We start from the raw sequence: 26339 nt of genomic DNA, 5'->3' as shown, positions 1-26339 counted from the left end.
TGGGTCGTGGGCGGGCGCGGGCCGTCAGCCGCGGGTCGTCGGGCGCGGTCGTGCGCCGCAGTTCCGTCATGCGGCCGGTGGGTCCGTGACCATGGCCGGGGCCGGCCAGCGTTCGTGCCAGCGCAGTTCGGCCTCCAGTTGGGCGGCGACGGACACGAGCAGGGGCTCGCTGTCGGCCGGGCCGAGCAACTGCGCGCCCACCGGCAGCCCGTCCCCCACGAACCCGGCGGGCACGTTGACCCCTGGCCAGCCGAGGACGTTCCACGGCCAGGCGTAGGGGCAGGCGGCGATCATCGCCCGGTCGGTGGCGAACTGACCCAGCTCCAGCATGGCGCCGACGCGGGGCGGGGGAGCGGCGGTGGTCGGCGCGAGGATCGCGTCGTACGACGCGAAGAAGCCGCCGATCCGGTGCCGCAGGGCGCTCTCGGCGCGCCGGGCGGCCCGCAGCGGGGCCCCGCCGAGCAGGCGGCCCAGGCGGGCCGCCTCCAGGGTGCGCCGGTCGAGCAGGCCGGGCACCGGTACCTCGCGGACGCGTTCGGCGATCCCGACCGTGGCGCGCGGAACGAAGGTGAGTCCGATCTGGCCGTAGGGCGGGTCGGCCTCCTCGACGGTGTGGCCCAACGCGGCGAGTCTCTCGGCGAGTTCGAGGATCCGGGCGCGGACGTCCGGCTGGAGACGGGCGGGCAGCGCGGTGAACGGCGGCTTCAGGGAGAGCGCGATCCGCAGCCGCCCGGGGTCGCGGCCGACCGCGTCGGAGACCGTCAACTCCCTGGGCCGGTGCGGGTCCTGGGGATGGTTGCCGCTCGCCGCGTCCAGCAGCAGGGCGGCGTCGGCGACCGTGCGGGCCAGGGTGCCGTTGACGGTGATGCCCTGGAAGGACTCGCCGCGCGGCCAGGTGGAGATACGGCCACGCTGGGGTTTGATGCCGACGAGGTGAGTCCAGGAGGCGGGTATGCGCACGGATCCGGCGCCGTCCGAGCCGAGCGCGGCCGGGACGAGCCCCGCCGCGACGGCCGCCGCCGACCCGCCCGAGGACCCGCCCGGGGTGTGCCGCGGATGCCAGGGATTACGGGTGGCGCCGAAGGCCGGCCCTTCGGTGAACGGCCACTGTCCCAGCTCACAGGTATTGGTCTTGCCGATGATCAACGCCCCGGCCGCGCGCAGCCGTCGTACCGCTTCCCCGTCCTTCGCCACCGGCGGGAAGTCGCCCCGGCAGCCGAAGGCGGTCGGTTCGCCGGCCACGTCCGTGTCGTCCTTCACCGCGACCGGCACCCCGAGCAGCGGACGGCGTACCCCGTCGGCCAACTCCCGGTCGGCGGTGTCGGCTTCGGCGAGCACGGCGGATGTGCGGACGATCCGGAAGGCGTTGAGGGAACCCTGGGTGGCCTCGATCCGCGCGAGACACTCCTCGACAAGCTGACGGGAAGTCAACTCACCGGCCGCCAGGGCGCGTACGGACTCGGCAAGGCCCGGTGAACGGTCGTACGGCATGAGAACCCACCTCCGGAATCATGGTGCTTACCGGAGAGTAACGTCGAGTCGGGTCACGCAGTACGGATTCCGCACAGCCGGCACCCAGTCACGCCCCAGTCCCGTTCAAGTCATTGACGTGAACCTGCTACTCCTCCTACTTTCTGCTCGCATTCTCGAACCGTGTTCGAGATGACGGACGTCGGGGTGTACCCGCGTCCGCGCCAAGCCCAGGGAGAGCCGCCCGTGACCACACGTCCCCCCACCCCGTCCCGCCGCACCCTGCTCCGCGCGCTGACCGCCCTGCCCGCGTCGGCCCTGGTCCTGGGCGAACTGCCCGGACTGCTCGGTACCGCCGAGGCCGCCGCGCCCGCAAGCGGCTACGCCACCCGCTACACGATCGTCCCGTTCCTCAACAGCGACGACGGCACGGTGAACGTCTACCAGTCCGACGACGCGGCCGACTTCCGCCTCCTGCAGTCCTCGGCCTACACCCCGCCGAGCAACCGCATCCGCGACGCCAGCATCTTCAAGCACACGAACGGCTACTACTACCTGACCTACACCACCCACACCTGGGAGGACGTCAGCACCACCATCGGCTTCGCCCGCAGCGCCGACCGGGTCAACTGGACCTTCCTGTACGACTACACGGTCCCGATCACCGACCTGTCCCGTGCCTGGGCGCCGGAGTGGTTCGTGGACAGCGACGGCAGCGTCAACGTCATCGTCTCCTGCTCGACGACGGACGACGAGTGGATCTTCACCCCGTACGTCCTGACGGCCACCAACTCGGCCCTCACGGCCTGGACCTCGCCCGTCGCCCTGTCCGGCATCGGCTCGAACCACATCGACACGTACATCGTGAAGGTCGGCTCCACCTACCACGCGTTCACGAAGAACGAGACGGCGAAGTACATCGAGTACGGCACGGCCGCCAGCCTCAAGGGGCCCTACACGATCTCCAGGACCGGCGACTGGGCGGGCTGGGGCAGCTACCGCGAGGGCCCGTCCGTGATCCAGCTCGACAACGGCGGCTGGCGGATCTTCTTCGACGGCTACGGCGACGGCACCTACTACTCCAGCGACAGCTACGACACGTTCGCGACCTGGAGCACGCCCGCCGCCCTGCCCACGCTCTCCGGCACGGCCCGCCACTTCACGGTGATCAAGGAGACGGTGGTGGGCGGCGCATCGGTGACGAAGAACGCGACCCGCTCCTTCCAGTCCGTCAACTACACGACGAGGTGCTGGGAGGAGCAGTCCGCCCTCCTCAACCTCCCGGTCGTGACCGGCTCCAGCACCGCCGCCGACAAGCAGGCGGCCACCTTCACGGTCGTCGCGGGCCTGGCGGACGCCAATGGCTACTCGTTCCGTGACGCGTCGGGCAACTATCTGCGGCACTACGACTTCCGCGGCCGATTCGATGCCAACGACGGGACGACGACGTTCGCGCGGGACGCCACGTTCCTCGCCCGCACGGGCACGACCAGCGGCTCGGTGCGCTTCGAGTCGTACAACTACCCCGGTTACTACCTGCGCCACTACAACTACCAACTCCGCGTGTCCCTCACGGACGGCACGGACCTGTTCCGCCAGGACAGTTCCTTCGTCCCGGTGACATCCTGGGCCTGACCTGCGCTGCTGCTGACCTGGTCGGACGTTCTGGCGGCCCGTCACCAGTTCCGCGAGTTCCCTCGATTTCCCGGGATCTCCCGCGGAAATGTGCACTGGTTGTGCACTGGGCGCGGGGTGGGGGCGGGCCGGGTGACCAGGTGGGAAGGGCCTGGCGAGCAGTAGATCGCTCGCCGGGCGCTCGACGTCGAGGCGTGGGTGCGGCCCCTGGGCGCGCTGGTTGTGGCAGGAGTTGCCGCTTATGCGTCATATGTTCATCAGCGGTCGTTCGCTCTGCGGGGCGGGGTGGACCGGGTGAGCGCGTCGTTGTGGCCGTTGCCGGTGGACGGGCTGCTGCTGTTGTCGACGCTAGGCCTGCTGAAGCAGGAGATCATGCGGCGGCGGCGAGGTGAAGCGAGAGATCACGGCTTCAGTGCCACGGCTCCCAGCTGGGGTACGACCGTGGGCTCTTCGCCGGGCTCCGGCCGCCACAGCGAGCAGGACACGAGCCCGGGCTCCAGGAACGTGAGCCCGTCGAAGTACTGGGCGACCTCCTCGCTGCTGCGGGCGGTGACCGGCGGTTTGGCGTTGGCGTTCCAGAACTCCATCGCCTCAAGCTGGAGGTCGCCGCCGAGTTCGGGCTCCGTGGTGGGATGGGTCAGTACGAGGAAGCTACCGGGGGACAGCGCCTCCACGATCCGACGTGCGATGGCCCGCGCCTCGTCACCGTCAAGGACGAAGTTGAGGATGCCGAGCAGCATCAGCGCGGTGGGCTTGGTGAAGTCGAGTGTCCGTCCGGAGATGCGCAGAATGGTGTCCGGGTCGTGCACATCGGCGTCGATGTAGTCGGTGGCGCCTTCCGGGGCACTGGTCAGCAGGGCGCGGGCGTGCGAGAGCACGATGGGGTCATTGTCGACGTACACGATCCGCGACTCGGGGGCGATCCGCTGGGCGATCTCGTGGGTGTTCTCCAGGGCCGGCAGGCCCGTGCCGATGTCGAGGAACTGACGGATGCCGTGCTCCTCTGCCAGACAGCGCACGGCGCGGCCAAGGAACTCCCGGTCGGCGCGCGCGATGTCGCGGATGACGGGGATCATTCCGGCAACGTGATCGCCTACCTGCTGGTCGACCTCGTAGTTGTCCTTGCCGCCCTGCCAGTAGTTCCAGACGCGAGCGTTGTGCGCCGTCCCAGTATCGAGTCGCTGCACTGCGGCGTCGGCGCTCTGGTTCTCGCTCACGTCTTCCTCTCCTCGCACGCCCAAGGACCGCATGGAATCGTGCACTTGCGGTCACAGCTGCGCTACGGCACTTCGGTGGGCGCCATTCTGCCGCACACCGCCATCGTCGCGTCCCGGAACAGGCGGGCCGGAGAGGACTTGGGTCCACGGCGGTCTGCGGGTGCGGGACGGACACGAGGTCACCATGACGACCTCCTCCCGCAACAGTGCCTTCTACCAGAAGTCTCTTCAGAAGATCGAGATGGCCAATCCGGATGGGGGCAGTTACGTCGTCACCGACAACGTGTCCTCCTGCGACTGCTGACTCCATCTTCAGGAAGGCTGGTGGCGCATCTTGCGCAAGGCCGCCAGCCTCCGTCAACTTGAAGTCGCAGATCAAAGGGCTGGTGTGACCGATGTACGGGGTGCTCACGCTGGTTGTCGGTGACTGAGCGCGGAGTGGATCACCTGTCAGCGGTTGACTTTCGAGGTTCGTCAGAACGAGCAGGGTGCAGGAGGCGGGTCGCGCGCGGCCGTAGCCGCCCGACGACGCCGAGGCCAGCAAGCTTGCCCTCCCGAAACAGGAAAACGGACATCAGATCACGTACCGTCCTCTTGCATTAGACGACCTCCTTGCAGGGTGGGCCGAGGGTGCCCGGCCGCTGACGCTCGTCTGATCAGCAGCGTCTATTGAGAGAGCCTCGGTCGGCCTCGAAGATCGCGAAGGCGGCCAGCCAGTGCGCCGCCCGATAGGACACCAGTTCGTCGAAGGTGGCGTCATCGGTGTCCGCGGTGGCGAGTAGATCTGGCAGCCTGCGCCCGGAGAGGACGATTCCCTCCCGGGCCCGGGTCGAAAAGACCTCGCTCACACGTGGGTTCCATGGTGCCGGGTAGCTCTCGGAGGTCGGCGCGGACCACGTGCGCGCCCGCTGATTGATTTCTCCTGACTTGAGCGGGGATGGTGGGTTCTCGCTTAGCGCGCGCCGCAATAGGTGACGTTTGCGCGGATCCACCGGAAACAGTTCCTGCATCAACCTCATGGAGCGCAGGTCTCGTAGCTCGGAGACCGTCATGTCCTGTGACGTGTTGGCGAGTTCACGGACCGGCGCTAGCCTGGAAAGCACCTCCGCCGTCTTCTCGTCCATAACCTGTTGCGCCACGTACATCCCGAGAACACTGCGCCCTAAGGAGTCCTTTACCGGCGGCAGTACCGATCGCGGACCTCTGCCGCGCGCTCCCACAGGTACGGACAGCCGTGCTACGCGGATCCCCTGATGACCAGATCCGTCGGCAGGATGAGAGGCGTCGGCTCCTCGCCGCTCAGCACGCGTACCAGCATGCGGGTCATCTCGCGGCCGAGGGCCACGATGGGCTGGTGGATCGTCGTCAGGGCCGGCTGGGTGTGCTGGGCTGTGAGGATGTCGTTGAACCCGACGACCGCGACGTCCTCGGGGACGGCGCGGCCGCGCTCGCGCAGGACGCGCAGGGCGCCGGCCGCCATGGCGTCCGAGGCGACGAACACCGCGTCCAGGTCCGGGTGTTCGTCGAGCAGGCGGGCAGTCGCCGCGGCGCCGCCCGCCTCGCTGAAGTCGGCGTGGGCCACGCGGTGGTCCGTCAGGCCGGCCACGGCGACCGCCTCGCGGAAGCCCAGGTAGCGGGAGACGCCGGCATGCATGTCGAGCGGGCCGGTGACGGTGGCGATGGCGCGGCGGCCCGTCGAGATCAGGTACTCCACGGCCTGGCGGGCCCCGCCCCGGTTGTCGGCGTCCACGTACCAGCGCGGGGCCCGGTCCAGGGGCCGACCTCCGTGTACGACGGGGACGCCGCCTGCCTCGGCCACCTTGGCCAGCGGATCGTTCTCGCGCAGGGCCAGCAGCATGACGCCGTCCGCACCCCGGGACTGGAGGATGCGGGCGAGCCGGGCCCGGCCCCGCTCCGAGGCGGCCAGGACCAGCAGCAGTTCCAGGTCCGTCTCCTCGATGACCGCGTTGACGCCGGTGATCACCTCCGCGAAGAAGAGGTTGGCGAACAGCGCGGGGTCGTCGCTGGAGATCGCCAGCACCACCGCGCCGCGGCGCTGCGAGGCGAGCGAGCGGGCCGCGACGTTGGGCACATAGCCCAGCTCCGCCACGGCGCTCTCCACTGCCTGCCGTGCCTTCGTGCTGACGTGCCGGCGGTTGTTGATCACGCGCGAGACGGTTCCGACGGACACCCCGGCGCGCAGCGCCACCTCGTCGAGCGTCGGCGGCCGTCTGGTCATGTGGGGCTGCTCCTGTTCGTACGGACGGGGTGGCGAGTAGCAGCACTGTAAGCGCGAACGGTGTCACAGGCTGCCGCGGCGGATGACCTCGGCGTACCAGCGGGCGCTGTCCTTGGGCGTGCGGCGCTGGGTCGCGTAGTCGACGTGCACGATGCCGAAGCGGGGAGCGTAGCCGAAGGACCACTCGAAGTTGTCCAGCAGCGACCAGACGAAGTAGCCCCGCAGCGGCACGCCACGGCTGATCGCCTGTGCGCAGGAGCGGAGATGGCCGTCCAGGTAGGCGATCCGGTCCGTGTCATGCACCCCGTCGTGCTGGACCACGTCGTCGAAGGCGGCACCGTTCTCCGTGATGTACAGGGGGATGGCCGGGTAGTCGTTCTTGAGGCGCAGGAGGAGATCCAGGAGTCCCCTCTCGTCGATCTCCCAGCCCATCGCGGTTCTCGGACGGCCGCCGTCGGCGATCCGGACCAACGGTGAGCCCACATAGGCGGATCGGGTCGGCGTCGAGCCGGCGGCGACCAGCAACGGTGCGTAGTAGTTGATGCCGAGGTAGTCCGGCGGAGCCCCGATCCTCTTCAGGTCGCCGTCGTGGATGTGCTCGAAGGCGGTGACCTCGTGGAGGTCGTCGAGCACGTCGTCGGGGTAGGTGGCGCGCAGCAGCGGGTCGAGGAAGAGACGGTTCTGCATGCCGTCGACGCGGCGGGCGGCGTCCAGGTCGGCGGGCTCGGCGTGAAGCGGGGTGACGTGGGTGAGGTTGAGCGTGAGGCCGACGCGGGCCTCGCCCCGCAGGGCCTCCGCGGCCAGGCCGTGTCCGAGCAGCAGGTGGTGGGCGGCACGTACGGCGGCCGCGGGTTCGCGGCGGCCGGGGGCGTGGCGGCCGGTGGCGTAGCCGAGGAAGGCCGAGCACCACGGCTCGTTGAGAGTGGTCCAGTGGGTGATGCGGTCGCCCAGCGCCGCGTACGTGAGAGCGGCGTACTCGGCGAACCGCTCGGCGGTGTCCCGGACCGGCCAGCCGCCGCCGTCCTCCAACGGTTGGGGCAGGTCCCAGTGGTAGAGGGTGGGCCAGGGCTCGATGCCGTGGTCGAGGAGGGTGTCGGTCAGGCGACGGTAGAAGTCGAGGCCTCGCTGGTTGACCGGGCCGGAGCCGGTGGGCTGGATCCGGGGCCAGGCGAGGGAGAAACGGTAGGCGCGCAGGCCTAGTTCGGCCATCAGCGCGATGTCCCCGGGGAAGCGGTGGTAGTGGTCGGCCGCGACGGCTCCGGTGTCACCGTCCCGGACGGCGCCCGGGGTGCCAGCGAAGGTGTCCCAGATGGAGGGACCCCGCCCGTCCTCCGCGACCGCGCCCTCGATCTGATAGCTCGACGTGGCGGCGCCCCACAGGAAGCCGGGATCGAACGTGCTCACTGGAGTTGAACCTCCATCTGCGGGAAATTGAGAGCGATAACAATCGGAATGCTGTCGCTCTTGGTGCGTACCACACCTCTGAACTGGGTTGACGCCGCAGCTCGGCCGGTGCTTGCGCGATACTTCCAGAGAAAACTGGAAGCGCTTACAGTCGCAGACTAGGAGCGGCACGTTCGGCCTGTGAAGTGTTCGAACACAGAAAAGACTCCTGTGTTCGAAGGCTTGACAGCCTCGGCGCCCCCACCGAACATCTGGCACTGACGCCGCACCGAGCCGGGAACCCTGCGATCGAGAAGGGCCCGGTATGTCCCACAGAGCCAGATGGGGTGCAGCCGTCCTCGCACCCGTCCTGACCGTCGCCCTGGCCGCGACGCCCGCGCACGCCGCGGACTACGAACGGGTGCTCAACGGCACGTTCGACAGCGTGAAGACCCCCTGGTGGAGCAGCGCCAACACGCCGTCCACCATCGACCTCGGCCGGCTGTGCGCCGACGTCCCCGCGGGGACCGTCAACGTGTGGGACTCCATGATCGGCCAGAACGACATCCCCCTGGAGGCCGGTCGGCCCTACACGCTGCGCTTCACCGCCTCCGCCACCCGGGACGTGTCGATCCACGCCGTACTGCAGGTGCCCACCGCTCCGGTCACGACCGCCCTGAACAAGACGGCCGCCGTCACCACCACACCCAAGACCTTCCAATTCACCGGCACCTCCACCCGCGCCGACCTGCACGCCCAGCTGTCCTTCCAACAGGGCGGCGCCACCCAGCCGTTCACCCTGTGCCTCGACGACGTCTCCCTCACCGGCGGCGCGACACCACCCGGCGGCGGGCGCGACTTCGGCTCCCCGGTGCGTACGAACCAGTACGGCTACGCCGTCCACGGTCCCAAGAAGGCGTCCATCGTCGACGCCTCGGCGACGCCCGTGCCTTGGCACCTGCTCGACGCCTCGGGCGCGGTCGTGAAGACCGGACGCACCCACGTCCAGGGCACGGACGCCGCCTCCGGCGACCATGTGCACATCGCCGACTTCAGCTCGGTCCATACGGCCGGTACGGGATACACGCTCGCGGTCGGTACGGCGACCAGCTATCCGTTCGCCATCGCGGACAACCCCTACACGACCCTGCGCAAGGACGCACTCGGCTACTTCTACGCCGTCCGCAGCGGCACGCCCATCGAAGCCCGGTACGCCGGTGACGCCTACGCCCGGCCCGCCGGACACGTCGGCGTGGTACCCAACAAGGGCGACACCGACGTGCCGTGTCTGCCCGGCACGTGCGACTACTCCCTGGATGTCCGGGGCGGTTGGTACGACGCCGGTGACCAGGGCAAGTACGTCGTCAACGGGGCGCTGGCCGCCTGGCAGTTGATGGACTCCTACGAACGCTCGCGCGCCGAGGGCGACACCGCCGGCCTGCACGACGGACTGCTGAGCATCCCCGAGAACCACAACGGCGACCCGGACGTACTCGACGAGTCCCGTTGGGAGACCGAGTTCCTGCTCAGCATGCAGGTGCCGGCGGGCCAGCCGCTGGCCGGCATGGCCCACCACAAGGTCCACGACCTGGCCTGGAGCGCCCTGCCCACCCAACCCGACCAGGACTCCCAACCCCGTTACCTGCACCCGCCGTCCACGGCCGCCACCCTCAACCTGGCCGCCGCGGCCGCCCAGTGCGCCCGGGTGTGGGCCCGCTACGACGCGGCCTTCGCGCGCAAGTGCCTGACCGCCGCCGAGACCGCCTGGAAGGCCGCGCTCGCGCATCCGGACGTGTACGCCCCGAGCAGCGACAGCGTCGGCGGCGGAGCGTACGCCGACACGGACGTGTCCGACGAGTTCTCATGGGCCGCCACTGAGCTGTACGCCACCACGCGCGACCGTGCCTACCTGTCCCACATCGATACGCAGATCACCTCGGCCGGGTTCTCCTGGCGCGACACCGGCGCGCTCGCCGATCTCACCGTCGTCCGGCTGCCGGGCCGCTTCCCCCACCGCATGGTCGCCGCCGCCCGCAAGCGGGTCCTCGCCGTCGCGGACGGGTTCGTACGGGACGAGCGGTCGCAGGGCTACCCGAACCCCAACCTGCCCACCGACGGCGCCTACGTCTGGGGCTCGAACAGCGTCACCGCGAACGACGCCATGGTCATCGCGACCGCCTACGACCTGACCCACCGGGACACCTACCGCAGTGCCGCCCTGGAGTCGCTGGACTACCTCCTCGGCCGCAACGCCCTGAACCAGTCCTTCGTCACCGGCTACGGCACCCAGGCCAGCCACAACCAGCACAACCGCATCTGGGCCCACCAGATCGACCCCAGGCTGCCCAGCCCGCCGCCCGGTTCACTGGCCGGCGGCCCCGACTCCGCCCTCCAGGACCCGGTCGCGCAACAGAACCTGGTCGGCTGCGCCCCCGCCACCTGCTACATCGACGACATCTACTCGTACTCGACCAACGAGATCGCCATCAACTGGAACTCCGCGCTCGCCTGGGTGGCGACCTTCGCCGCCGACTCCGCGCGCTGAGCACCGCTGCCTGAACGCACGTACCGCCGTGGCTCCGTCCGCGCTCGGACGAGCGCGGACGGGGCCGAGCCGAGGGGCCACGGCAGCCCCGCCCCCAGAGAGAGGGACTCACCATGCGCTGGAAAGCCCTGCTCAAAACCGCCTCACTCAAAACCGTTACGCTCCGAACCGCCCTGATCTGCCTGCTCGTTGCACCGACGCCGCTCCTGGCGGCCGGTCCGGCGGCCGCCGCCGACCCCATCTCCCTGACGAGCGGCTTCTACTCCAACCCCGACTCCGGCCCGGCCGTCTGGGTCCGCAACAACCCCTCCGACACCCGTACCGCACGCATTCAGTCGGCCATCGCCTCCCAGCCGATCGCCCGCTGGTTCGCCGCCGAGAGCGGGGGCATCGGACCGGCCGTCGCCGGCTATGTCGGTGCCGCCGACAGCCACGACAAGCTGCCGGTTCTCGTCGCGTACAACATCCCGCTCCGGGACGCGTGCGGCGGCGAGTCGTCCGGCGGCGCGGGCAGCGTGGCCGAGTACCGCACCTGGATCTCGACCTTCGCGGCAGCGGTGGGCGACCGCCCCGCGGTGGTCGTCATCGAGCCGGACGCCCTGTCGGACTTCAGTTGCCTGACCAGCGCGCAGACCAGCGACCGCCTCGCGATGCTCGCCTACGCCGCCCAGATGTTCCAGCAGAAGGCACCCAACACCTGGGCCTACCTGGACGCCGGACACACGAACTGGGTCGCCCCCGCGACCATGGCGAGCCGGCTGAAGTCCGCGGGCGTGGCCAACGTCCGCGGCTTCTCCCTGAACGTCTCGAACTTCTACACCACCTCGTCCTCGGAGACCTACGGCAACTCGATCAACTCGGCGCTCGGCGGCGGCTCCCACTTCGTCGTCGACACCAGCCGCAACGGCAATGGCTCCAACGGCGAATGGTGCAATCCGGCCGGGCGCAAACTCGGCGTCACCGCGCGCGTGGGCGGCGGCGAGGACCTGCTGCTGTGGGTCAAGACACCGGGCAACTCCGACGGACAGTGCGGCATCGCACCGACGGTCCCCGCCGGGCAGTTCAGTCCCGCGATCGCCGTCCGTCTCATCGACGGCACGTGATTCGGGCGTACGGCACCTGATCGCGACCTGCAGGTCAACTCGGCGGCTCCAGGCGCACGTTGTCCTGGGTGCCGTCGGGCCAGGTGACGGAGGCGAGCGCGGTGCCGTCACCGTCGTGACAGACCTCCAGCCGTACGCCGTCGGCCGCGCACGCCCCCTCGACCGTTCCGGAGAGGCAGATCAACGCGGCGTACACAGCGCCCGGTTCGACCTCCGCGGCCGTAGCCAGCCAGGGCGTTGCCGAGTGCGGGCCGAAGGCGTTGGCGTCCCGCGCGGTGGCGATGCCCGCCTGGTCGAAACCGCGCAGCGCAACCACCGTGCTGGACAAGCCGGTTGGGCGCCGCACCCAGGCGACAGGCCCGGTCTCCTCGTACCCGAGCGGCGGTTCGGCGGCGGCCAGACAGTAGCCGCCGAGCCGTAGCCGCAGCGGTTCCTGAACCGGGCCGTCGACGCGCGCGAGCCGTACCTCCAGTGGGCCGTTCAGCATGGACGCCGTCGTGATCCACGGGCCCGTACGGAAAGAGGGCGCGGGGTCGTGGGCGTACGGGGCGGGTACCGGGCCGAGCGGCCAGTGGGCACGGTGGCGGGAGACTGCGGTACGCACCCCGAGATGCAACCGGGTCAGTGGTCGGCGGTGGGAGGGCCGCCCGTCGGCGTCGAGCAGGGCGACGTGCGAGTCGAGCGGGTCGTTCAGGCTCGCCTCCGTACTGTCGGGCGCGGCGTGGGAGGCGTAGGCCAGGCGGCCGTAGGCCGGGTCGTCCGCCTCGGCGTCGACGCCGTCGCCAACGGCGTGGTCGCTGCCGTGGTTGACAACGCGTACGACCCCGTCGATGGCAGTGCCGGAGACGAGCCACCCCGGGGCGGTCAGCGTCCGCCGCACGTCCCGGGTCTCGATCGGCAGCGCCTCCTCTTTCGCCGCCCACACCGGATGCTCGGCTGGCAGCACCAGTCCGGCGAAGCCCTTGCTCGACCAGTACGGCGAGCCCGGCCCGGAGTACGGCTGCCGGATGGCCGGGAACTCCCCGTGCCAGCCCAGCGGTTGCAGCCCGCGCCCGTCGAAGCAGCCGGCTTCGGTGAAGTGCCGCAGCACCCCGCTGGCCAGGCGGCGGGTGCGGCCCGCCGGCAGGGGAGTGGCGTCGAAGACGGCGCCGGTCCACAGCGGGCACAGCATCGCGTAGCGGTACGTGAGGGAGCGGCCCTGGTACAGCGGGGCGCCGTCGGCCGCCACGAGGTGCTGGGCGTCGTCGAGGTAGCGGCGCAGCCGGGCACGGTAGCGGGGGAGCAGGGTGGGGTCCGCGTCGGTGCCGGAGATGCGGCAGTACCACAGCGGGTAGTACTGCATGGCCCAGCCCGAGTAGTAGTCGAAGTGCCGGAGCGCGCCGCCGGTGCCGCCCCCGTCGGCGTACCAGCCGTCGCCCGCGTACCACTCCTGCGTCCGTGCGATCGCATGGTCGATGTCGGGTGCGCTCCATGGCGCGCCGACCGAGCGCAGGAACGCCGACGTGATCGCCCGGAACCAGACCCAGTTGTTGTCGGGGACGTCGCTGCGAAGCAGGTCCGTCATCCAGGCGACGATCCGCTGCCGTACGCCGTCGTCCAGCCGGTCCCAGATCCACGGCCGCGTCTCGTGCAGCGCGATCGCCACCGACGCGCACTCCACCTTGGCCTGCCCGCACTCACGCAGGCTCGGCCAGCGCTCCGGGGAGCTCGGGTCGGTGCCGGCGGTCAGGCCCTCGGCGTACCAACTGGCGTGGTCGCCCAAGTCGTTGTCGCCGGACTGGGCCAGCCGGAAGCCGGCGAGCAGAAAGGTGCGGGCGAATCCTTCGAGGCCGTCGCTGTGCCGGCCGTTGCGGCTGGCGGGGCCGGGCAGATGGAGCAGGGCGTGCCGGTCGGTGGCGTACGGGCGGACGGCGGCCAGCTGCGCGTCGGCCAGCGCCTCCCAGTGCGCACGCGTCCAGCCGGTGTACGGGGAGAGGAACCGGTCTTCGGGTATCAACTGTCCGCCTTTCCGACGGTGTTGAGGCGGGCGGGGGGCGCCACCGACTGGCGTACGACGACGTGCGAGCCGAGCACCACACGGCGGCTCGGCGGATCGGTGGGGCGGCGGTGCAGGGCGAGGCGGGTGGCGGAGCGGCCGAGTTCCTGCTGGGGGACGTGCACGGTGGTCAGTCGCGGGTAGAGGTCCTCGGCGAGCGGGATGTCATCGAAGCCGACCACGGAGAGGTCGTCGGGGACCGAGCGGCCCAGGTCGCGGGCGGCGGCGATGGCGCCGGCGGCGCTCATGTCGCTGGCGCAGAAGATGGCGGTGGCGTCGGTGCCGGTGAGCAGGCGGCAGGCCGCTTCGTATCCGGACTCGCGCGTCATGTCGGTCTCGGCGACGAGCGCCGGGTCGGGTTTGATGCCGTGCGCGCGCAGCGCCCGTTCGTACCCTTCGAGGCGCTGGCCCGCCACGCTGAACTCGTGCGGACCCGCCAGGTGGGCCACCCGGGTGTGGCCGGCGGAGAGCAGGTGGCTGGTGGCGGCGAAGGCGCCGCTCTCCATGTCGCACTCCACCACGTCCACCGGCGCCTTCGCGCCCTTCCACGGCCGGGCGCAGAGCACCAGGCGGGCGCCTACCCGGTCCATCCCCTGGGCGGCTGCGGCGAGTTGGGCGAGATGTTCCTCGGTCTCGGCCATGCCGCCGACCAGGATGATCGCCTCCGCGCCGCGCTGACGCATCAGGTTGATCACCGACAGCTCGCGCTCCGGGACACCCTGGGTGGAGCAGACGAGGCAGACCCGGCCGTCGGCGACGGCCTGCTCCTCCACCCCGGAGGCGACGTTCATGAAGAACGGCGAGGTGATGTCGTTGACCACCATCGCGACCATCCCCGAAGCCGTGGTGAGGGAACGGGCGTTGGCGTTGACCACGTAGTCGAGGTCGCGCGCGGCCTGCATGACCCGCTCGTGCGTCGCCGGGGGCGCCGTGTACGCCCCGCTGAGGATCCGCGAGACGGTGGCGACGGACACGCCCGCGCGCGACGCCACGTCACGAATCGTCGCCCGCCCTGCGGAACCCCGACCTTGAGCCATGCTCTGCCTCTCCTCGCCCCGGTGAACAGCCGATGTAAGTAACACCGATGAAAAAGTTACACAACTTGTCGGAGTTTCTCTATGCCCTGGCAGAGGTCAGGCCCGCCGGGCATCTGGCGCCGCGAGGATCGACTCGTCAAGCATCGTCGAACCTCTTGACGGTCGTGACATGCACCCTTAGCGTCCCGGTTACTGTAAACGGTTCACTGAACGTTACACGCCGATCGGCATCCCCTTCTCCGCCTCGGAGGAACACCAGATGACATCGTCGAACGTCTCCAGACGCGGCCTCCTGCGCACCGCCGCACTCGGCGCCGGCACCCTCGCACTGGGCGGCGGCCTGAGCGCATGCGGCTCCGGCTCCCCCTCCTCGTCGGCGGACGCGCTCACCTACTGGGACTGGTACGTCACCCAAGCCCCCTGGGTCGACAACGAGATAGCGCTCTTCCAGAAGGGCGACAGCGGCGTCAGCGTCAAGAAAACCACCCAACAGAACGCCAAGTACGCCGACTTGGTCGCGCTCGCCAACCGCAGCGGCAACCCGCCGGACGTCTTCATGATCCCGCAGGTGCCGAGCGTCGCCGAGCAGGTCGCCAAGGGCTGGCTGCGGCCGCTCGACGAGTGGGCGACACCGAAGTGGCAGTCGCGCTTCCCCGAGGGCACCTTCCTGGAAGGCGCCAACGTCTTTGACGGCAAGGTCTATTCGGCCCCGCTGAAGGGCTCGGGCCCGCTGTACCAGCTCTACATCCACCACGGCGTCTTCAGGTCCGTCGGCCTGACGAACCCGGACGGGAGCGTGAAGATACCCAGGACCTGGGACGAGGTGACCAGCGCCGCCCAGACGATCACCAAGAAGAGCGGCGGCACGTCGTACGGCCTCGGCTTCGGCAACGCCGACGGCATCGGCGTCCTCGCCTGGTGGCTGGACCTGTTCGTACGCGGCGCCGGCGCACCCGGCGGCGCCCCCACCGGCGCCGGAACCGGCATGGACTACCGCGTCGGCAAGTGGACGTTCGGCACCGACCGCTCGTACGCAGACTTCCTGGAGCTGTTCGTCGAATGGAAGAAGCGCGGCTTCTTCCACCCCAACTCCGTGAGCCTGTCCGACGAAGCGGCCCGCGCGTTCTTCGAGCGCGGCAAGTTCGGCATGACCGTCGGCGGCGTGTGGAACCAACCCGAGTGGACCCAGCACAAGTTCACCGACTACAGCCTCGTCACCCTGCCCTCGCCCACCGCGACCCCGCAGGGCTACTACTACGCGGACCCGGTCGGCAACGGCTCCTTCGCCGCGGTCTCCGCCAAGAGCAGGAAGGCGCACGAGGCGTTCCAGTGGCTGGACGCGCTGACGTCTCCCGCCGCCGGGCGCCGCTGGGTCGAGGACCTCAACGGCGTCTCGGCCCACCCCGCGAACAACGACCCGGACGGCATCGACTCCAAGCCCTTCGCCGCCTTCGTCGGCATGACCCAGCAGGTGCTGCGCGGCCCGGTGCCCCTCGTGCGCAACCCGGAGCTGGCCGGCGTCGCGCCCGGCGCCCCCAAGCCCGACGTCAGCGATGTGGTGACCGGCGTCTACACCGGCCAGATCAAGGACGTACAGAGCGCGTTGAGCAGCCTGGCCGACAAGAAGTTCCAGCTCCTCTCCGACGCGGTCGCCGCCGTGGCCAAGCAGGGCAAGAAGGTCAGCACGTCCGACTACGTCTTCGCGGACTGGGACCCCACCAAGCCGTACCCCACGAAGAAGGCATGAGCAGCCACCATGTCACTCCTCGCCACCCGCCGGCGCCGGCTGCCGCCCCGGACCGCACCACCGGTCGCTCCCCGGGCCGGCCTCTGGCACCGCGTCCGCGCCGCCAAGTGGTCGTACGCCTATCTGGCCCCCATGGCCGTGCTGCTGCTGGCTTTTGTGATCTACCCGATCTTCGCCTCCTTCGGCTACACCTTCTACCGCTGGAACGGCATCGGGGAACCGGGCGACTACGTGGGCCTCGCCAACTTCCGGCAGATCCTGCAGGACCGCATCTTCTGGGGCGCGGTCCAGCACACCTTCGTCTACGCGTTCGTGCTCGTCCCGGTGCAACTGGTGCTGGCGCTGGCCCTCGCGCTGGTGCTGAACAACCCGAAGCTCAAGTTCGCGCTGTTCTTCCGGACCGTCTACTTCATCCCCGTCGTCACCTCCGCCGCGGTCGTCGGAGTGGTCATCCAGCTCATGCTGGCCAACTTCGGCGACTCCGCGGGCAGTCTGCTCGCCAAGACCGGGGCGACCGACGGGCACATCGACTGGCTCGGCGACCCGCACACCGCCCTGGCCGTGATCATCGCGATCGGTATCTGGCACACCCTCGGCTACAACCTCGTCTACTTCCTGGCCGGCCTGCAGACCATCCCGGCGGAACTGTACGAGGCGGCGAAGCTCGACGGCTGCGGCCCGGTGCAGTCCTTCTTCCGCATCACCGTCCCGATGCTGCGCCAAGTCGGCGTCGTCATCGTCGTGCTGGCCTTCATCGGCAGTTTCCAGGTCTTCGACCTGGTGCAGGTCCTCACCGGCGGTGGCCCGTACTTCGCCACCGAGGTCGTCAACACGTACATCTACCACCTGGCCTTCGGCGGCTCCCCGGGCTCCGCCGCCCAGCCCGACATAGGCCTGGCCTCCGCGGCCTCGTTCCTGTACGGACTTCTGCTCATCGTCTTCTCCGCGCTGCAGGTCCTCGCCCTGCGCCAGATCAGCCGACGGCGCGCGGCCGCCGACCAGTGAAGGGGTTTCGTCGATGTCCACACTGTCCCCGCGCCCGCGTCCGCGGCTGAGCCTGCGCCAGGGCCGGCGCGGCCTGCTCTATCTCGCCTTGCTCGGCGGCGGGCTCATCTGGCTCTACCCGTTCCTGTGGGCGCTGGGAAGCTCACTGAAGAGCACCGACGGCTTCTTCTCCGGCGGACTGAACCCGATCCCGTCCGAGTTCCGCTGGTCCAACTACAGCGAGGCCTGGACACAGGCGGACTTCAGCCGGTTCTTCGTCAACACGGTGCTGTTCGCCATGGGTACGGTCGTCGTCACCCTGCTCGCCACCTCCATGGCGGGCTATGTCCTCGCCCGTACCGACTTCCCCGGCAAGAAGCTCTGGCTGGGCCTGGTCGGGGTGACGCTCTTCCTGCCGCACGGCTACACGATCATCCCGGTCTTCGACCTGATCCAGCGGCTCCATCTCCTCAACACCCTCTGGGCGGTGGTCATCGTCCAGTCGGCGGGCGGGATGGTCTTCGGCACCTTCCTCTTCATGGGCTACTTCACGACGATCGACCGGGGGCTCGAGGACGCGGCCCGCGTGGACGGGGCGAGCTTCCACCAGATCTTCTGGCGGATCATGCTGCCGCTGTCCGGGCCGATGCTGGCGACCGTGGGGCTGTTCGCCTGCATCACCGCCTGGAACAGCTTCTTCATCCCGCTGGTCTTCACCCTCTCCCGCCCCGAGCTGCACACGCTGTCGGTAGGCATGTTCAACTTCATCGGCCAGAACTCCACCGCCTGGACGCTGGTGTGCGCAGGGTCGGTCATCACCCTGCTCCCCATCGTCCTGATCTTCGTCGTGCTGCAGCGGTTCTTCATCAACGGGCTGGCCGGCGCGGTCAAGTAGGAGCGAACGGCGCTTCAGGAGGGACGCTCTCGGTACGGGCCGGGCTTGGCGAGTCGAGCAGCCCGGCGGAATCGGGGAGGGGGCGAAGAGCACCGAGGCCGCGGACCCGACCGCGAAGTCGCGTGACGCGAAACACCCTTCGCCCGCCCCGTCCGCCAGGTACTCGCGGTGGGCTTCCTCCGAGGGGTACGTCTCCATCCGTCAGGAGTGATCCACAGGTACGGAGCATGACTCGACTTCATGGATGCACACGGGCTCGCCGCTGAGGTGGCTCAGGGCCGGTAGACCATTCCGGGCTGGGGCTTGGCGGGGGCGAGCAGTTGCGACACGGTGACGATGGTGTAGCCGCGCTGCTTGAGTGCTTTGAGGATCCCCGGGACGGCGGGCACGGTCCCCTTGTGCAGGTCGTGCAGCAGGATGATGCCGTCGCGGTGGGTCTGGTCGAGCACCCGCTTGGTGATCAGGGCCGAGTCGGTCGTCTCGTAGTCCTTGGCGGTGACGCTCCAGAGCACCTGCGCCAGCCCCAGGTCCTGGCAGATCTTGGCTACCTTGCGGTTGGTGCGGCCCTCCGGCGGACGCATCAGGACGGGCCTGGTGCCGGTGATCCTCTCGATGGCGTCCTGTGTCCGGCTCAGTTCCTGACGGGCGTCGTCCTCGTCGAGGTCGGTCAACCGCTTGTGGTTCCAGGTGTGATTGCCGATTTCGTGCCCCTCGTCCGCGATACGGCGCAGGATGTCGGGGTACTTCGAGATGTGTCCCTTGCCCTGCACGAAGAACGTGGCGTGCAGACCCTGCTGCTTGAGGATGTCCAGCAGCCTGGGGGTCGTCGGGCTGGGACCGCCGTCGAAGCTGAGGGCCACACACTTCTCCATGCGGCAGTCGGCGTTTCCGGTGACCGATCCCGATGCCTTGGCTCGGGCGGCGCGCGGTGAGGTGTGATCGTAGGTGGTGACCGTCAGTGCCACAGTCACGGCGACGGCCAGGACGACGGCCGCCGCTGCCGCGACGGCGATGAGTATGCGTGACCGTCTGGTTAGTGCCTTGAAGAGCATGCGAGCCCGTCCTTCGGTGGGGTTCGTTGGAGTTGCGGTGGGGTTCCCGGGTTCCGGGGTCACTGGGTGCGGATGAGGGCGGGCTGCGCGGTGAGGTCACGCGGCCGCATGTCGAGCGTCAGGCGATGCCTCAGACGGCGTCCGAGCCGACGCTCCACCAGGGTGTGGACCAGCAGGGACAGCCCCAGCACGCAGATGACGGACAGCGTCATCGAGGGCAGTGGCCCCAGCCTGGGGAATGCCTGGATCAGGCCTTTGGCCAGGGGGATCCCGAGGCTCTGGTGGATGAGGTAGAAGGGGTAGGTGAGTGCCCCGGCGGTGACCGGCCAACGCCATCGCAGTCCGGTGAGCGGGCCGATTCCGGCGAGGGCCAGCAGCCCGAGGCACAGGGTGAGTACGACCGCGCAGACGGCCCAGGAGGGCCGGCCCTCGCCAGTGGGTACGGCGGCGTGGTCGGCCACCCGTAGTTCGAGCACGGTGAGCTGGTAGCACCAGGCGAGCCCGAGCAGCAGCCAGAGCAGGAGGTTCTGTCCGAACCTGTGCATGAGGTGGAGCACGATGCCGGCGACGAAGAGGCCGGTGTACCGGGGCAGGGCGAATTCGTCGAGCAGGGGTGAGTGGAGTTCAAGGGCGATGACACCGGCCAGGAGCCAGGCTCCGCAGAAAGCCACCACCCGCTGATAGGACAGGCCGAAGACGAGCAGCGCGGCCATCAGCAGGTAGAAGCGTGCCTCCACCCACAGGGTCCAGCTGACGCCGTCGACCGGATCGAGCCCCAGCGGTCCCGGGGCCATCGTCAGGTTCCCCAGGACGGTACGGGGGTCGACGCGCGTGGCTGCGGGCCGATGGCCCAGCCGCGAGACCAGGACGAGCAGGACGACCAGGAGTACCGCGCACCAGTAGGCCGGGAAGAGCCGTGAGATTCGGGAGACGGTGAACTGTGCGGGAGTCCGTCCCCAGCAGCTCATGCAGATCACGAATCCGCTGATGAGGAAGAAGAACTCGACGCCGAGCCAGCCGTAGCGGCTGATCTCGTGCAGGAGCGGGGCGGAGTCCCGGAGCTCGGCCCTGCCCCAGAAGTGCGGGGTGGGCGTTCCGAGGAAGTGGTACGCGGCCACCATCACCGCTGCCACCGAACGAAGCCCGTCTATCGCGGTCAGGCGCGACTGGTCGTTGTGATTTTCGGGGGACGGCACGTCGGTACCGGGGCCGTGTCAGCAGTCGCCGGGGAGGGGCGAGCGGCTGACGCGTATCTTGGACTGGCCGTGCGGGCGCTTCTCCCAGTCCTCCATGAACCGTGCGTGCAGGCCGTGCCGCTGTGCCAGGGCCACGAGGGTCTCGGTGCGGTAGTAGAAGTCCTCGCGCAGCACCTGGTGTTCGGTGCCCTCGGTGCGGTCGAAGGTGAAGTCGAAGAACCCGGTTTCGGTCAGCACGCGGCCGACGTGGGCGAGGCACTCGTCGATGACCTCCAGCGGCGAGTGGGAGAAGACGCTGTGCGCGTGGACGACGTCGAAGTGGTCCCCGGGCAGGAAGTCCAGGGTGAGGTCGCCGGAGATGGTCAGATGCGGAAGTTTTTCCTGCAGACGGCGCTCGACGAGGGTCTTCTTGCCGGCCATCAGGATGTCGGGCGAGATGTCGATGCCGTAGTAGTTGCCGGTGTCGAGGTGGTCGATGAAGCGCCAGCCGCCCCGCAGGTTGCCGCAGCCGATGTCCAGCATGCGGTGTTCGGGGCACAGTCCGTGTTCGACGAGGTAGTCGAACTGCATCTGCCCGAGCGCCAGCCAGCGGTCGTGGGTCCGGCTGCCGACCGCGGCCTCCGGGTTGCGCTGGGTGTCCGAGGCCATCACGGCCCGGTAGTAGCCGACGTGGTCGGGGTGCTTGAGACGCAGCCACGCGTCCCGGCCGGCCCGGCGGAGGTACGGGACGACGCGGCCGGGGTGGCGCAGGGCGTAGCCGGTCTTGTGGGTGAGGGCGGTGCGGTTGTGGCGCAGTTTCTTCGGCGACCTGGCGTCGGCGGGCATGGCGAAGCGACCTCCGTACAGAGAAAGGAAAAGAGGGGGAGTCCGGGTGAGGGGTGGGGGTGGAGTGCGGGGGAGGCGGTACGGCGACGACGTCAGACGCGGCGGCGCAGGAGCAGTACCGTGACGACCGTGAGCAGGACGGCCAGGCCGCCGAGGACCGCGGTGTCGGTCCACTGGAAGGTCCAGTAGTCACCGGCCGGGTTGGCCTCGTAGAAGCGGGCCACGTACCCGTGTGCCGTCATGCACTCCTTGAGCTGGGCGCCTGACGGGAAAGGGCAGTTGAACACGGAGTCGTGGCGGCCGGAGGCCGTGATCAGGCCGTAGTTGCCGGTCGACCACTTCTCGCCCATCGGCGCTTTGGGGATGATGCCGGCGCTGACGTAGGCGCGCGGCGGGACCAGTAGCCGGGTCCAGTGCATCCACTCCAGCAGGAGTGTCGTCATCGCCGTCACCAGCAGGGTCAGGCCCATTGCCGCCAGTACCCGGCGGGCCAGCAGGCCCAGCAGGGTGCCGGCTGCCAGGCCGAACAGGGCGGCCGCGACGACGCGGGGGCCCGAGCCGCTCAGGACCGTGTTGTCGTACCAGAACAGGCCGTAGCTGCGGTCGGCGGCCGGTCGCCACCACCATGCGAACACTCCCGCGAGCAGGCTGGAGAGGACGGTCGTGGTCGACGCGGCCAGGGCGAACCGGGAGGCGAACCACTGACCGCGGCTCAGACCCTGGGCGAGGACCAGGCGGTGTGTGCCCAGTTCCCGGTCGCGGCCCAGCAACGGGGCGCCCCAGAAGACGCCGATGACGACGGGCAGGGCGATGTTCAGCGCCCCGAGGTACTTCAGCGGCTCGACGTCCAGCAGGAGTGGCAGGCCGCTGTCGGCCCGTGTGCAGTACAGCGGCCCGGTGGCGCAGTGGTCGAACAGCCCGCTGCGCAGGGCGTCCAGCATGCCCGAGCGGTAGTACGCGGCGATCGCCGCGGTGAGGACCAGGGCGGCCGCGCCGATGCCGGCCGGCACGCGCTGCTGGCGCCAGGCGAGCCAGAGGGAGCCTTTCACGCCGCCGCCTCCGTTTGCTCGCCGGCGGCGGGATGCCCCGGCTCCTTCCCGGCCTGGAGGTAGCCGATCAGGATGTCCTCCAGCCTGGGCCGTGCTACATGCCAGTCACCGCGCAGTGGCCCGCGTTGGCGTATGAGGGCGGTCAGCTGTCTGCCGGCCGTACGGTGCTGTACGACGGTGTGCTGCGCTGCCAGGGCGCCGGCCCGGTCGGCGGGTCCGGTCAGTACGGCGTGGCTCTCGCGCAGTGCCTCGGCGTCCTCGCTCAGCTCGGCGCGGCCGTCGCGCAGCAGCAGCACCCAGTCGCAGGTCTCCTCCAGCTCGGGCAGGACGTGCGAGGACAGCACGATGCTCGTGCCGCGCTCGGCGGCCTCGGTCATGAGCTCCGCCATGATCTCGCCGCGTGCCACGGGGTCCAGGTTGGCCAACGGCTCGTCGAGCAGCAGGAGTTCGGGCCGCTTGCCTAGGGCCAGGGCGAGCGCGACGCGGGTGCGCCGTCCGGGGGACAGGTCGCCGACGCGGGCGTGGAGCGGGATGCCGCCCTCGTCGACGATTCGCTCGGCGGCCGTCCGGTCCCACGACGCGTTGAGCTTCTCGCCCATCAGCAGGGTGTCCGCCACGGTGAAACGGGGGTAGAGCGGCTTGTCCTGGGTGAGCAGAGCGACCCGGGCGCGGGCCTCGGTCGTGCCGGGCGCGGTGCCCAGCACCCGCAGTTCCCCGGAGCCGGCTCGCAGGAGGCCGCCGGCCAGGTGCAGCAGGGTGCTCTTGCCGGCGCCGTTGCGTCCGACGAGGGCGGCGATACGACCGCCGGGCACGGTGAACTCGCAGTCCCGCAGGGCCCAGCCGCCCCGCTTCCGGTACCGGAATCCGAGTCCCGCGGCGCGCAGAGCGGCCGGCGCGTCAGGCCCGGTCATACGTCCTCCTTCTTCCGTGCCCGGTCGCCCGGGGTGTGCCTGTCGTGTTCGTTGTCGTAGGCGTCCAGAACCGCTGTGACCATGGCGAGGACATCGGCCCGTTCCAGGCCTGCGGTCCGGGCGCGTGCCACCCAGTCGGTGACCTCCCGGCGCAGCGGCGAGTCGTCCTCCGCGCCGGGCCGGGCCAGTGATCGCGTCACGAAGGTTCCGAGGCCGCGGCGCAGTTCGACCAGGCCGGCCTGCTCCAGGTCGCGGTAGGCGCGTAGCACGGTGTTGGGGTTGATGGCGGTCGCCGCCACCACCTCCTTGGCCGTGGGCAGCTTGTCCCCGACCTTGAGGAAGCCCATCCGGAGCGCTCGCTCGGTCTGCTCGACGATCTGCACATAGGCCGGTACGCCGCTGCCACGGTCGATCCGGTAGTCGATCACGTCGTCTTCCTCGGCTCCACCATGCTTGTACTAATGAATTAATGGAAGCATGGTGGATGTCCGGTGGCGCTGTCAAACGTCTGTGAGCGCGCAAGCCCGAACGGGGCACCGCTGCCGGGCGAGCCGCAGCGGCGGGCCAGTTCGGCACTGCACAGTCTCCGTCCCGGCTCGGCCGAACCAGGGCCGAGATCGTCTCCCTGGCGCCGACCTGGGACCGGCGTGACACCGTCACCGTCCGGGTCCGCGGACACGCGCACCTCCCCGAGTGCTCGGCACCATCGGTCCGGTCCTTGCCGGCGTTTTTCCCGCCTCCTTCCCTGCGCTCGATAGGCAGGCGGTGTCACACCGTCTGGCCCTGCCTTGTCTAAGAGGTGTCGAACAACAAACAGAGGGTCTGATGCGTGACATTGTGATTGTCGGTGGCGGCTATGCAGGCTTCTACGCTGCATGGGGCCTTGAGAAGAGGCTGAGTCCAGCAGAGGCGCGGGTCACGGTTGTCGACCCCCGCCCTTACATGACCTACCAACCGTTTCTGCCGGAGGTGACGGCCGGATCGGTCGAGGCTCGTCACGCCGCCGTGTCGCTGCGGCGGCACCTGCGCCGCGCCCGGCTGATCGCAGGGACCGTGACCGCGATCCGCCATGCCGACCGGACGATCACGGTACGGCCTGCCAAGGGAGCGGACTACGAACTGCGTTACGACACCCTCGTCGTCACCGCCGGCGCCGTGACCCGCACCTTCCCCATCCCGGGGCTTGCCCAGCACGCGATCGGTCTCAAGCACGTCGAAGAGGCGGTGGCCATCCGCGACCGGCTGATGACCGCGTTCGACCAGGCGGCGTCCCTGCCTCCCGGCGCCGAGCGGCGAAGGCTGCTGACCGTGACGTTCGTGGGTGGCGGATTCTCCGGAGTCGAGGGCTTCGGGGAACTGCTGTCGCTCGCGACGGCGATGCTGAAGTCGTATCCGGAGCTGAGCGGTGACGAGCTGTCCTTCCACCTGGTCGAGGCCCGGGGCCGGATCCTGCCCGAGGTGGGGGACAAGCCGGGCGCCTGGGTGGTGCGCTCTTTGGAACGCCGTGGCGCGCACGTTCACCTCAACACACAGATCCGCTCCCTCGCCGACGGCCATGTAGTGCTCTCCAACGGGGAGGAGTTCGATTCCGGGTTGGTCGTGTGGACCGCCGGCAATGCCTCCAATCCGGTCGTGCACAACCACTCGGATCTCCCGATCGACGAACGCGGTCTGCTCGTGGTCCGTCCCGATCTACGCATGGGCACCGACAGCGAACTCGTGTCGGATGCATGGGCGGCCGGGGACGACGCGGCCGTTCCCGACCTGGCGTCGACGGTGCCGGGGGCTCACACGGTGCCGAACGCCCAGCACGCCGTACGGCAGGGCAGACGCCTCGCGAAGAACATCGTGGCCGACCTGCGCGGTGGAAGAACCAAGAACTACCGCCACAACAGTTTGGGGGTGGTGGCCACGCTGGGGCTGGGACGGGGCATCTTCCAGTACAAGAGGATCGTCATCAAGGGGCTTCCGGCCTGGCTGATGCACCGGGGCTATCACGTCCTGGCCGTGCCCTCGTGGGAACGTAAGATCCGCGTCCTCACGGTCTGGCTCACGGCTGCGGTCTTCGGCCGAGACCTCGTCTCCCTCGCCTCCGTGCAGCATCCACGCGACGCGTTCGTCTCGAGCGGCGATCCGCAGCGACCTGGTGAGAGCCCGACGAGTGGCCGCACGGCCGCATGACCACGTGAGCCGGGCGGAGCGGCCGGTCGGAGCGACGCCCCTGTCGGACGGCGGCCTCGGCGACTGAGCCTGGGCTTGTGGCGCGGCAGGTGTCTCCGGCCGATCGGACAACCGGGACGCCACGCGTGTCGCACCGTGGGCTTACCCTTCGTCCGGCAGCCGCGGGGTGCCTGTCACAGGTGGACGAACTGCTCGGTCCATCTGTTGTGAAGGCTGCACCACAACGGCGCGCTGGACAGTGTCCTTGCGGCTCTCTCCCGGGAAGCTGTCCACCGTTCGCGTCACCCGGCGCTTCGAGTCCGCCGACGGCACAGCCGATGTCGCCCGGATACGTTCACCGCCGACCGCAGCACCTGCTGCGGCCCCTGCCTTCGTCCACCTACCGAGCGCTGAAGGCGTCTCTGCCTTCCCGCACCCGGGCTTACCGCCTTTCCTGTGGAGCACACCATGAACACGAGTAAGGAGGCCGCGCGCGGCCTGACCGACATCGAGACCTTCCTGTACCGGCATGCTCATCTGAAAGCAGCACGGCAGCGCGTGGCGGTTCTCACCACGCGGGTGACGGGGCTGAACCAGGAGCAGAAGGCGGATATCGAGAGCTGGTACCTCAAGGAACAGACGTACGTCGCACGCATGGTGACGGAACACATCGCCGCGAGCATCAGCGAGGCGCAGCAGCACCGCGTCCGCGTCACACGATGGCTACGAGGAACACTCACCGCGATGATTCTGATCACCGTGGCCATGGGCTTGTGCTTCGCTGTGCTCCTGGGATCGTTGAGCTGAACTGCCGGGCGCCGCTCGGCTCACACACCGTGCTCGCGTGTGGAGCCGA

Annotated in this window: 21 protein-coding genes and 1 pseudogene; 9 read left to right on the top strand and 13 right to left on the bottom strand. The window is 69.5% G+C overall.

Annotation, left to right across the window (positions count from 1 at the left end; all coding sequences use genetic code 11):
• Positions 1-66 precede the first annotated feature (66 nt).
• A complete protein-coding gene (locus AB0D59_RS03000) occupies positions 67-1491 on the bottom strand; it encodes an amidase (protein WP_362559995.1) in 1425 nt (474 codons plus the stop codon).
• A gap of 225 nt (positions 1492-1716) precedes the next feature.
• Between AB0D59_RS03000 and AB0D59_RS02995 the strand changes: the two genes are divergently transcribed.
• Both AB0D59_RS02995 and AB0D59_RS02990 read left to right on the top strand, forming a co-directional pair.
• Entirely contained in the window at positions 1717-3105 is a 1389-nt protein-coding gene (locus AB0D59_RS02995; RefSeq protein WP_362559992.1) for a glycoside hydrolase family 43 protein, read from the top strand.
• A gap of 198 nt (positions 3106-3303) precedes the next feature.
• Positions 3304-3474 (top strand): annotated as a pseudogene (locus AB0D59_RS02990) (DUF2637 domain-containing protein); the annotation flags it as partial.
• Between the two features lie 32 nt (positions 3475-3506).
• On the opposite strand, the gene AB0D59_RS02985 reads toward AB0D59_RS02990, so the two are convergent.
• The 4 genes from AB0D59_RS02985 to AB0D59_RS02970 all read right to left on the bottom strand — a co-directional run bounded on the left by AB0D59_RS02985 (position 3507) and on the right by AB0D59_RS02970 (position 7965).
• Complete coding sequence (locus tag AB0D59_RS02985) at positions 3507-4322, bottom strand: SAM-dependent methyltransferase (RefSeq protein WP_362559989.1); 816 nt, start codon at positions 4320-4322, stop codon at positions 3507-3509.
• A gap of 656 nt (positions 4323-4978) precedes the next feature.
• On the bottom strand, positions 4979-5446 hold the full coding sequence (locus tag AB0D59_RS02980; protein ID WP_362559986.1) for a hypothetical protein: 468 nt from the start codon (positions 5444-5446) through the stop codon (positions 4979-4981).
• Between the two features lie 113 nt (positions 5447-5559).
• On the bottom strand, positions 5560-6561 hold the full coding sequence (locus tag AB0D59_RS02975) for a LacI family DNA-binding transcriptional regulator (protein WP_362559983.1): 1002 nt from the start codon (positions 6559-6561) through the stop codon (positions 5560-5562).
• A 63-nt stretch (positions 6562-6624) separates the two neighbouring features.
• Positions 6625-7965, bottom strand: a complete 1341-nt coding sequence (locus AB0D59_RS02970; protein WP_362559980.1) for a GH1 family beta-glucosidase — start codon at positions 7963-7965, stop codon at positions 6625-6627.
• 304 nt (positions 7966-8269) lie between these two features.
• Here AB0D59_RS02970 and AB0D59_RS02965 point away from each other — a divergent pair, with 304 nt between their 5' ends.
• Both AB0D59_RS02965 and AB0D59_RS02960 read left to right on the top strand, forming a co-directional pair.
• On the top strand, positions 8270-10489 hold the full coding sequence (locus AB0D59_RS02965) for a glycoside hydrolase family 9 protein (RefSeq protein WP_362559977.1): 2220 nt from the start codon (positions 8270-8272) through the stop codon (positions 10487-10489).
• Between the two features lie 113 nt (positions 10490-10602).
• A complete protein-coding gene (locus AB0D59_RS02960) occupies positions 10603-11592 on the top strand; it encodes a glycoside hydrolase family 6 protein (RefSeq protein WP_362559974.1) in 990 nt (329 codons plus the stop codon).
• Positions 11593-11626: 34 nt separating this feature from the next.
• On the opposite strand, the gene AB0D59_RS02955 is transcribed toward AB0D59_RS02960, so the two are convergent.
• Together AB0D59_RS02955 and AB0D59_RS02950 are read right to left on the bottom strand one after the other, a co-directional pair.
• On the bottom strand, positions 11627-13588 hold the full coding sequence (locus AB0D59_RS02955) for a DUF2264 domain-containing protein (RefSeq protein WP_362559971.1): 1962 nt from the start codon (positions 13586-13588) through the stop codon (positions 11627-11629).
• Complete coding sequence (locus AB0D59_RS02950) at positions 13585-14619, bottom strand: LacI family DNA-binding transcriptional regulator (RefSeq protein ID WP_362559968.1); 1035 nt, start codon at positions 14617-14619, stop codon at positions 13585-13587. Before AB0D59_RS02950 ends, AB0D59_RS02955 begins: the two co-directional genes overlap by 4 nt.
• Positions 14620-14923: 304 nt before the next feature.
• Here AB0D59_RS02950 and AB0D59_RS02945 point away from each other — a divergent pair, with 304 nt between their 5' ends.
• From AB0D59_RS02945 to AB0D59_RS02935, 3 genes are read left to right on the top strand one after another with little or no spacing between them, the layout of a single operon-like run.
• A complete protein-coding gene (locus AB0D59_RS02945) occupies positions 14924-16411 on the top strand; it encodes an extracellular solute-binding protein (protein ID WP_362559965.1) in 1488 nt (495 codons plus the stop codon).
• A gap of 9 nt (positions 16412-16420) precedes the next feature.
• The gene (locus tag AB0D59_RS02940) at positions 16421-17416 is read left to right on the top strand and encodes a sugar ABC transporter permease (RefSeq protein WP_362559962.1); all 996 of its coding nucleotides are present in this window, start codon (positions 16421-16423) and stop codon (positions 17414-17416) included.
• A gap of 13 nt (positions 17417-17429) precedes the next feature.
• Positions 17430-18290, top strand: a complete 861-nt coding sequence (locus AB0D59_RS02935) for a carbohydrate ABC transporter permease (protein ID WP_362559960.1) — start codon at positions 17430-17432, stop codon at positions 18288-18290.
• 272 nt (positions 18291-18562) lie between these two features.
• On the opposite strand, the gene AB0D59_RS02930 is transcribed toward AB0D59_RS02935, so the two are convergent.
• From AB0D59_RS02930 to AB0D59_RS02905, 6 genes are all read right to left on the bottom strand, one after another.
• A complete protein-coding gene (locus tag AB0D59_RS02930; protein WP_362559958.1) occupies positions 18563-19342 on the bottom strand; it encodes a polysaccharide deacetylase family protein in 780 nt (259 codons plus the stop codon).
• Positions 19343-19401: 59 nt separating this feature from the next.
• The gene (locus AB0D59_RS02925) at positions 19402-20538 is read right to left on the bottom strand and encodes an acyltransferase (RefSeq protein ID WP_362559955.1); all 1137 of its coding nucleotides are present in this window, start codon (positions 20536-20538) and stop codon (positions 19402-19404) included.
• Between the two features lie 18 nt (positions 20539-20556).
• Entirely contained in the window at positions 20557-21363 is an 807-nt protein-coding gene (locus AB0D59_RS02920) for a class I SAM-dependent methyltransferase (protein ID WP_362559952.1), read from the bottom strand.
• A gap of 92 nt (positions 21364-21455) precedes the next feature.
• A complete protein-coding gene (locus tag AB0D59_RS02915) occupies positions 21456-22412 on the bottom strand; it encodes a transporter (protein WP_362559949.1) in 957 nt (318 codons plus the stop codon).
• Complete coding sequence (locus AB0D59_RS02910) at positions 22409-23323, bottom strand: ABC transporter ATP-binding protein (RefSeq protein WP_362559947.1); 915 nt, start codon at positions 23321-23323, stop codon at positions 22409-22411. The genes AB0D59_RS02915 and AB0D59_RS02910 overlap by 4 nt, the downstream gene beginning before the upstream one ends.
• Entirely contained in the window at positions 23320-23751 is a 432-nt protein-coding gene (locus AB0D59_RS02905; RefSeq protein WP_362559944.1) for a GntR family transcriptional regulator, read from the bottom strand. The genes AB0D59_RS02910 and AB0D59_RS02905 overlap by 4 nt, the downstream gene beginning before the upstream one ends.
• Positions 23752-24148: 397 nt before the next feature.
• On the opposite strand from AB0D59_RS02905, the gene AB0D59_RS02900 reads away from it, so the two are divergent.
• Both AB0D59_RS02900 and AB0D59_RS02895 read left to right on the top strand, forming a co-directional pair.
• Complete coding sequence (locus AB0D59_RS02900; protein ID WP_362560846.1) at positions 24149-25504, top strand: FAD-dependent oxidoreductase; 1356 nt, start codon at positions 24149-24151, stop codon at positions 25502-25504.
• A 435-nt stretch (positions 25505-25939) separates the two neighbouring features.
• Positions 25940-26290 (top strand): hypothetical protein, encoded by a 351-nt coding sequence (locus AB0D59_RS02895; protein ID WP_362559941.1) that lies wholly within the window; start codon positions 25940-25942, stop codon positions 26288-26290.
• The last annotated feature ends 49 nt before the right edge of the window (positions 26291-26339 follow it).

This window comes from Streptomyces sp. NPDC048417, from assembly GCF_040651615.1.
GTDB lineage: Bacteria > Actinomycetota > Actinomycetes > Streptomycetales > Streptomycetaceae > Streptomyces.
The sequence above is the reverse complement of the archived record's forward strand: the minus strand, read 5'-3'. Positions and strand labels throughout refer to the sequence as shown.

Excerpts from the sequence above, each read along its gene's own strand:
- AB0D59_RS03000 (WP_362559995.1), bottom strand. The coding sequence starts at position 1,491 with ATGCCGTACGACCGTTCACCGGGCCTTGCCGAGTCCGTACGCGCCCTG.
- AB0D59_RS02980 (WP_362559986.1), bottom strand. The coding sequence starts at position 5,446 with ATGGACGAGAAGACGGCGGAGGTGCTTTCCAGGCTAGCGCCGGTCCGT.
- AB0D59_RS02975 (WP_362559983.1), bottom strand. The coding sequence starts at position 6,561 with ATGACCAGACGGCCGCCGACGCTCGACGAGGTGGCGCTGCGCGCCGGG.
- AB0D59_RS02965 (WP_362559977.1), top strand. The coding sequence starts at position 8,270 with ATGTCCCACAGAGCCAGATGGGGTGCAGCCGTCCTCGCACCCGTCCTG.
- AB0D59_RS02960 (WP_362559974.1), top strand. The coding sequence starts at position 10,603 with ATGCGCTGGAAAGCCCTGCTCAAAACCGCCTCACTCAAAACCGTTACG.
- AB0D59_RS02945 (WP_362559965.1), top strand. The coding sequence starts at position 14,924 with ATGACATCGTCGAACGTCTCCAGACGCGGCCTCCTGCGCACCGCCGCA.
- AB0D59_RS02940 (WP_362559962.1), top strand. The coding sequence starts at position 16,421 with ATGTCACTCCTCGCCACCCGCCGGCGCCGGCTGCCGCCCCGGACCGCA.
- AB0D59_RS02935 (WP_362559960.1), top strand. The coding sequence starts at position 17,430 with ATGTCCACACTGTCCCCGCGCCCGCGTCCGCGGCTGAGCCTGCGCCAG.
- AB0D59_RS02930 (WP_362559958.1), bottom strand. The coding sequence starts at position 19,342 with ATGCTCTTCAAGGCACTAACCAGACGGTCACGCATACTCATCGCCGTC.
- AB0D59_RS02920 (WP_362559952.1), bottom strand. The coding sequence starts at position 21,363 with ATGCCCGCCGACGCCAGGTCGCCGAAGAAACTGCGCCACAACCGCACC.
- AB0D59_RS02910 (WP_362559947.1), bottom strand. The coding sequence starts at position 23,323 with ATGACCGGGCCTGACGCGCCGGCCGCTCTGCGCGCCGCGGGACTCGGA.
- AB0D59_RS02900 (WP_362560846.1), top strand. The coding sequence starts at position 24,149 with ATGCGTGACATTGTGATTGTCGGTGGCGGCTATGCAGGCTTCTACGCT.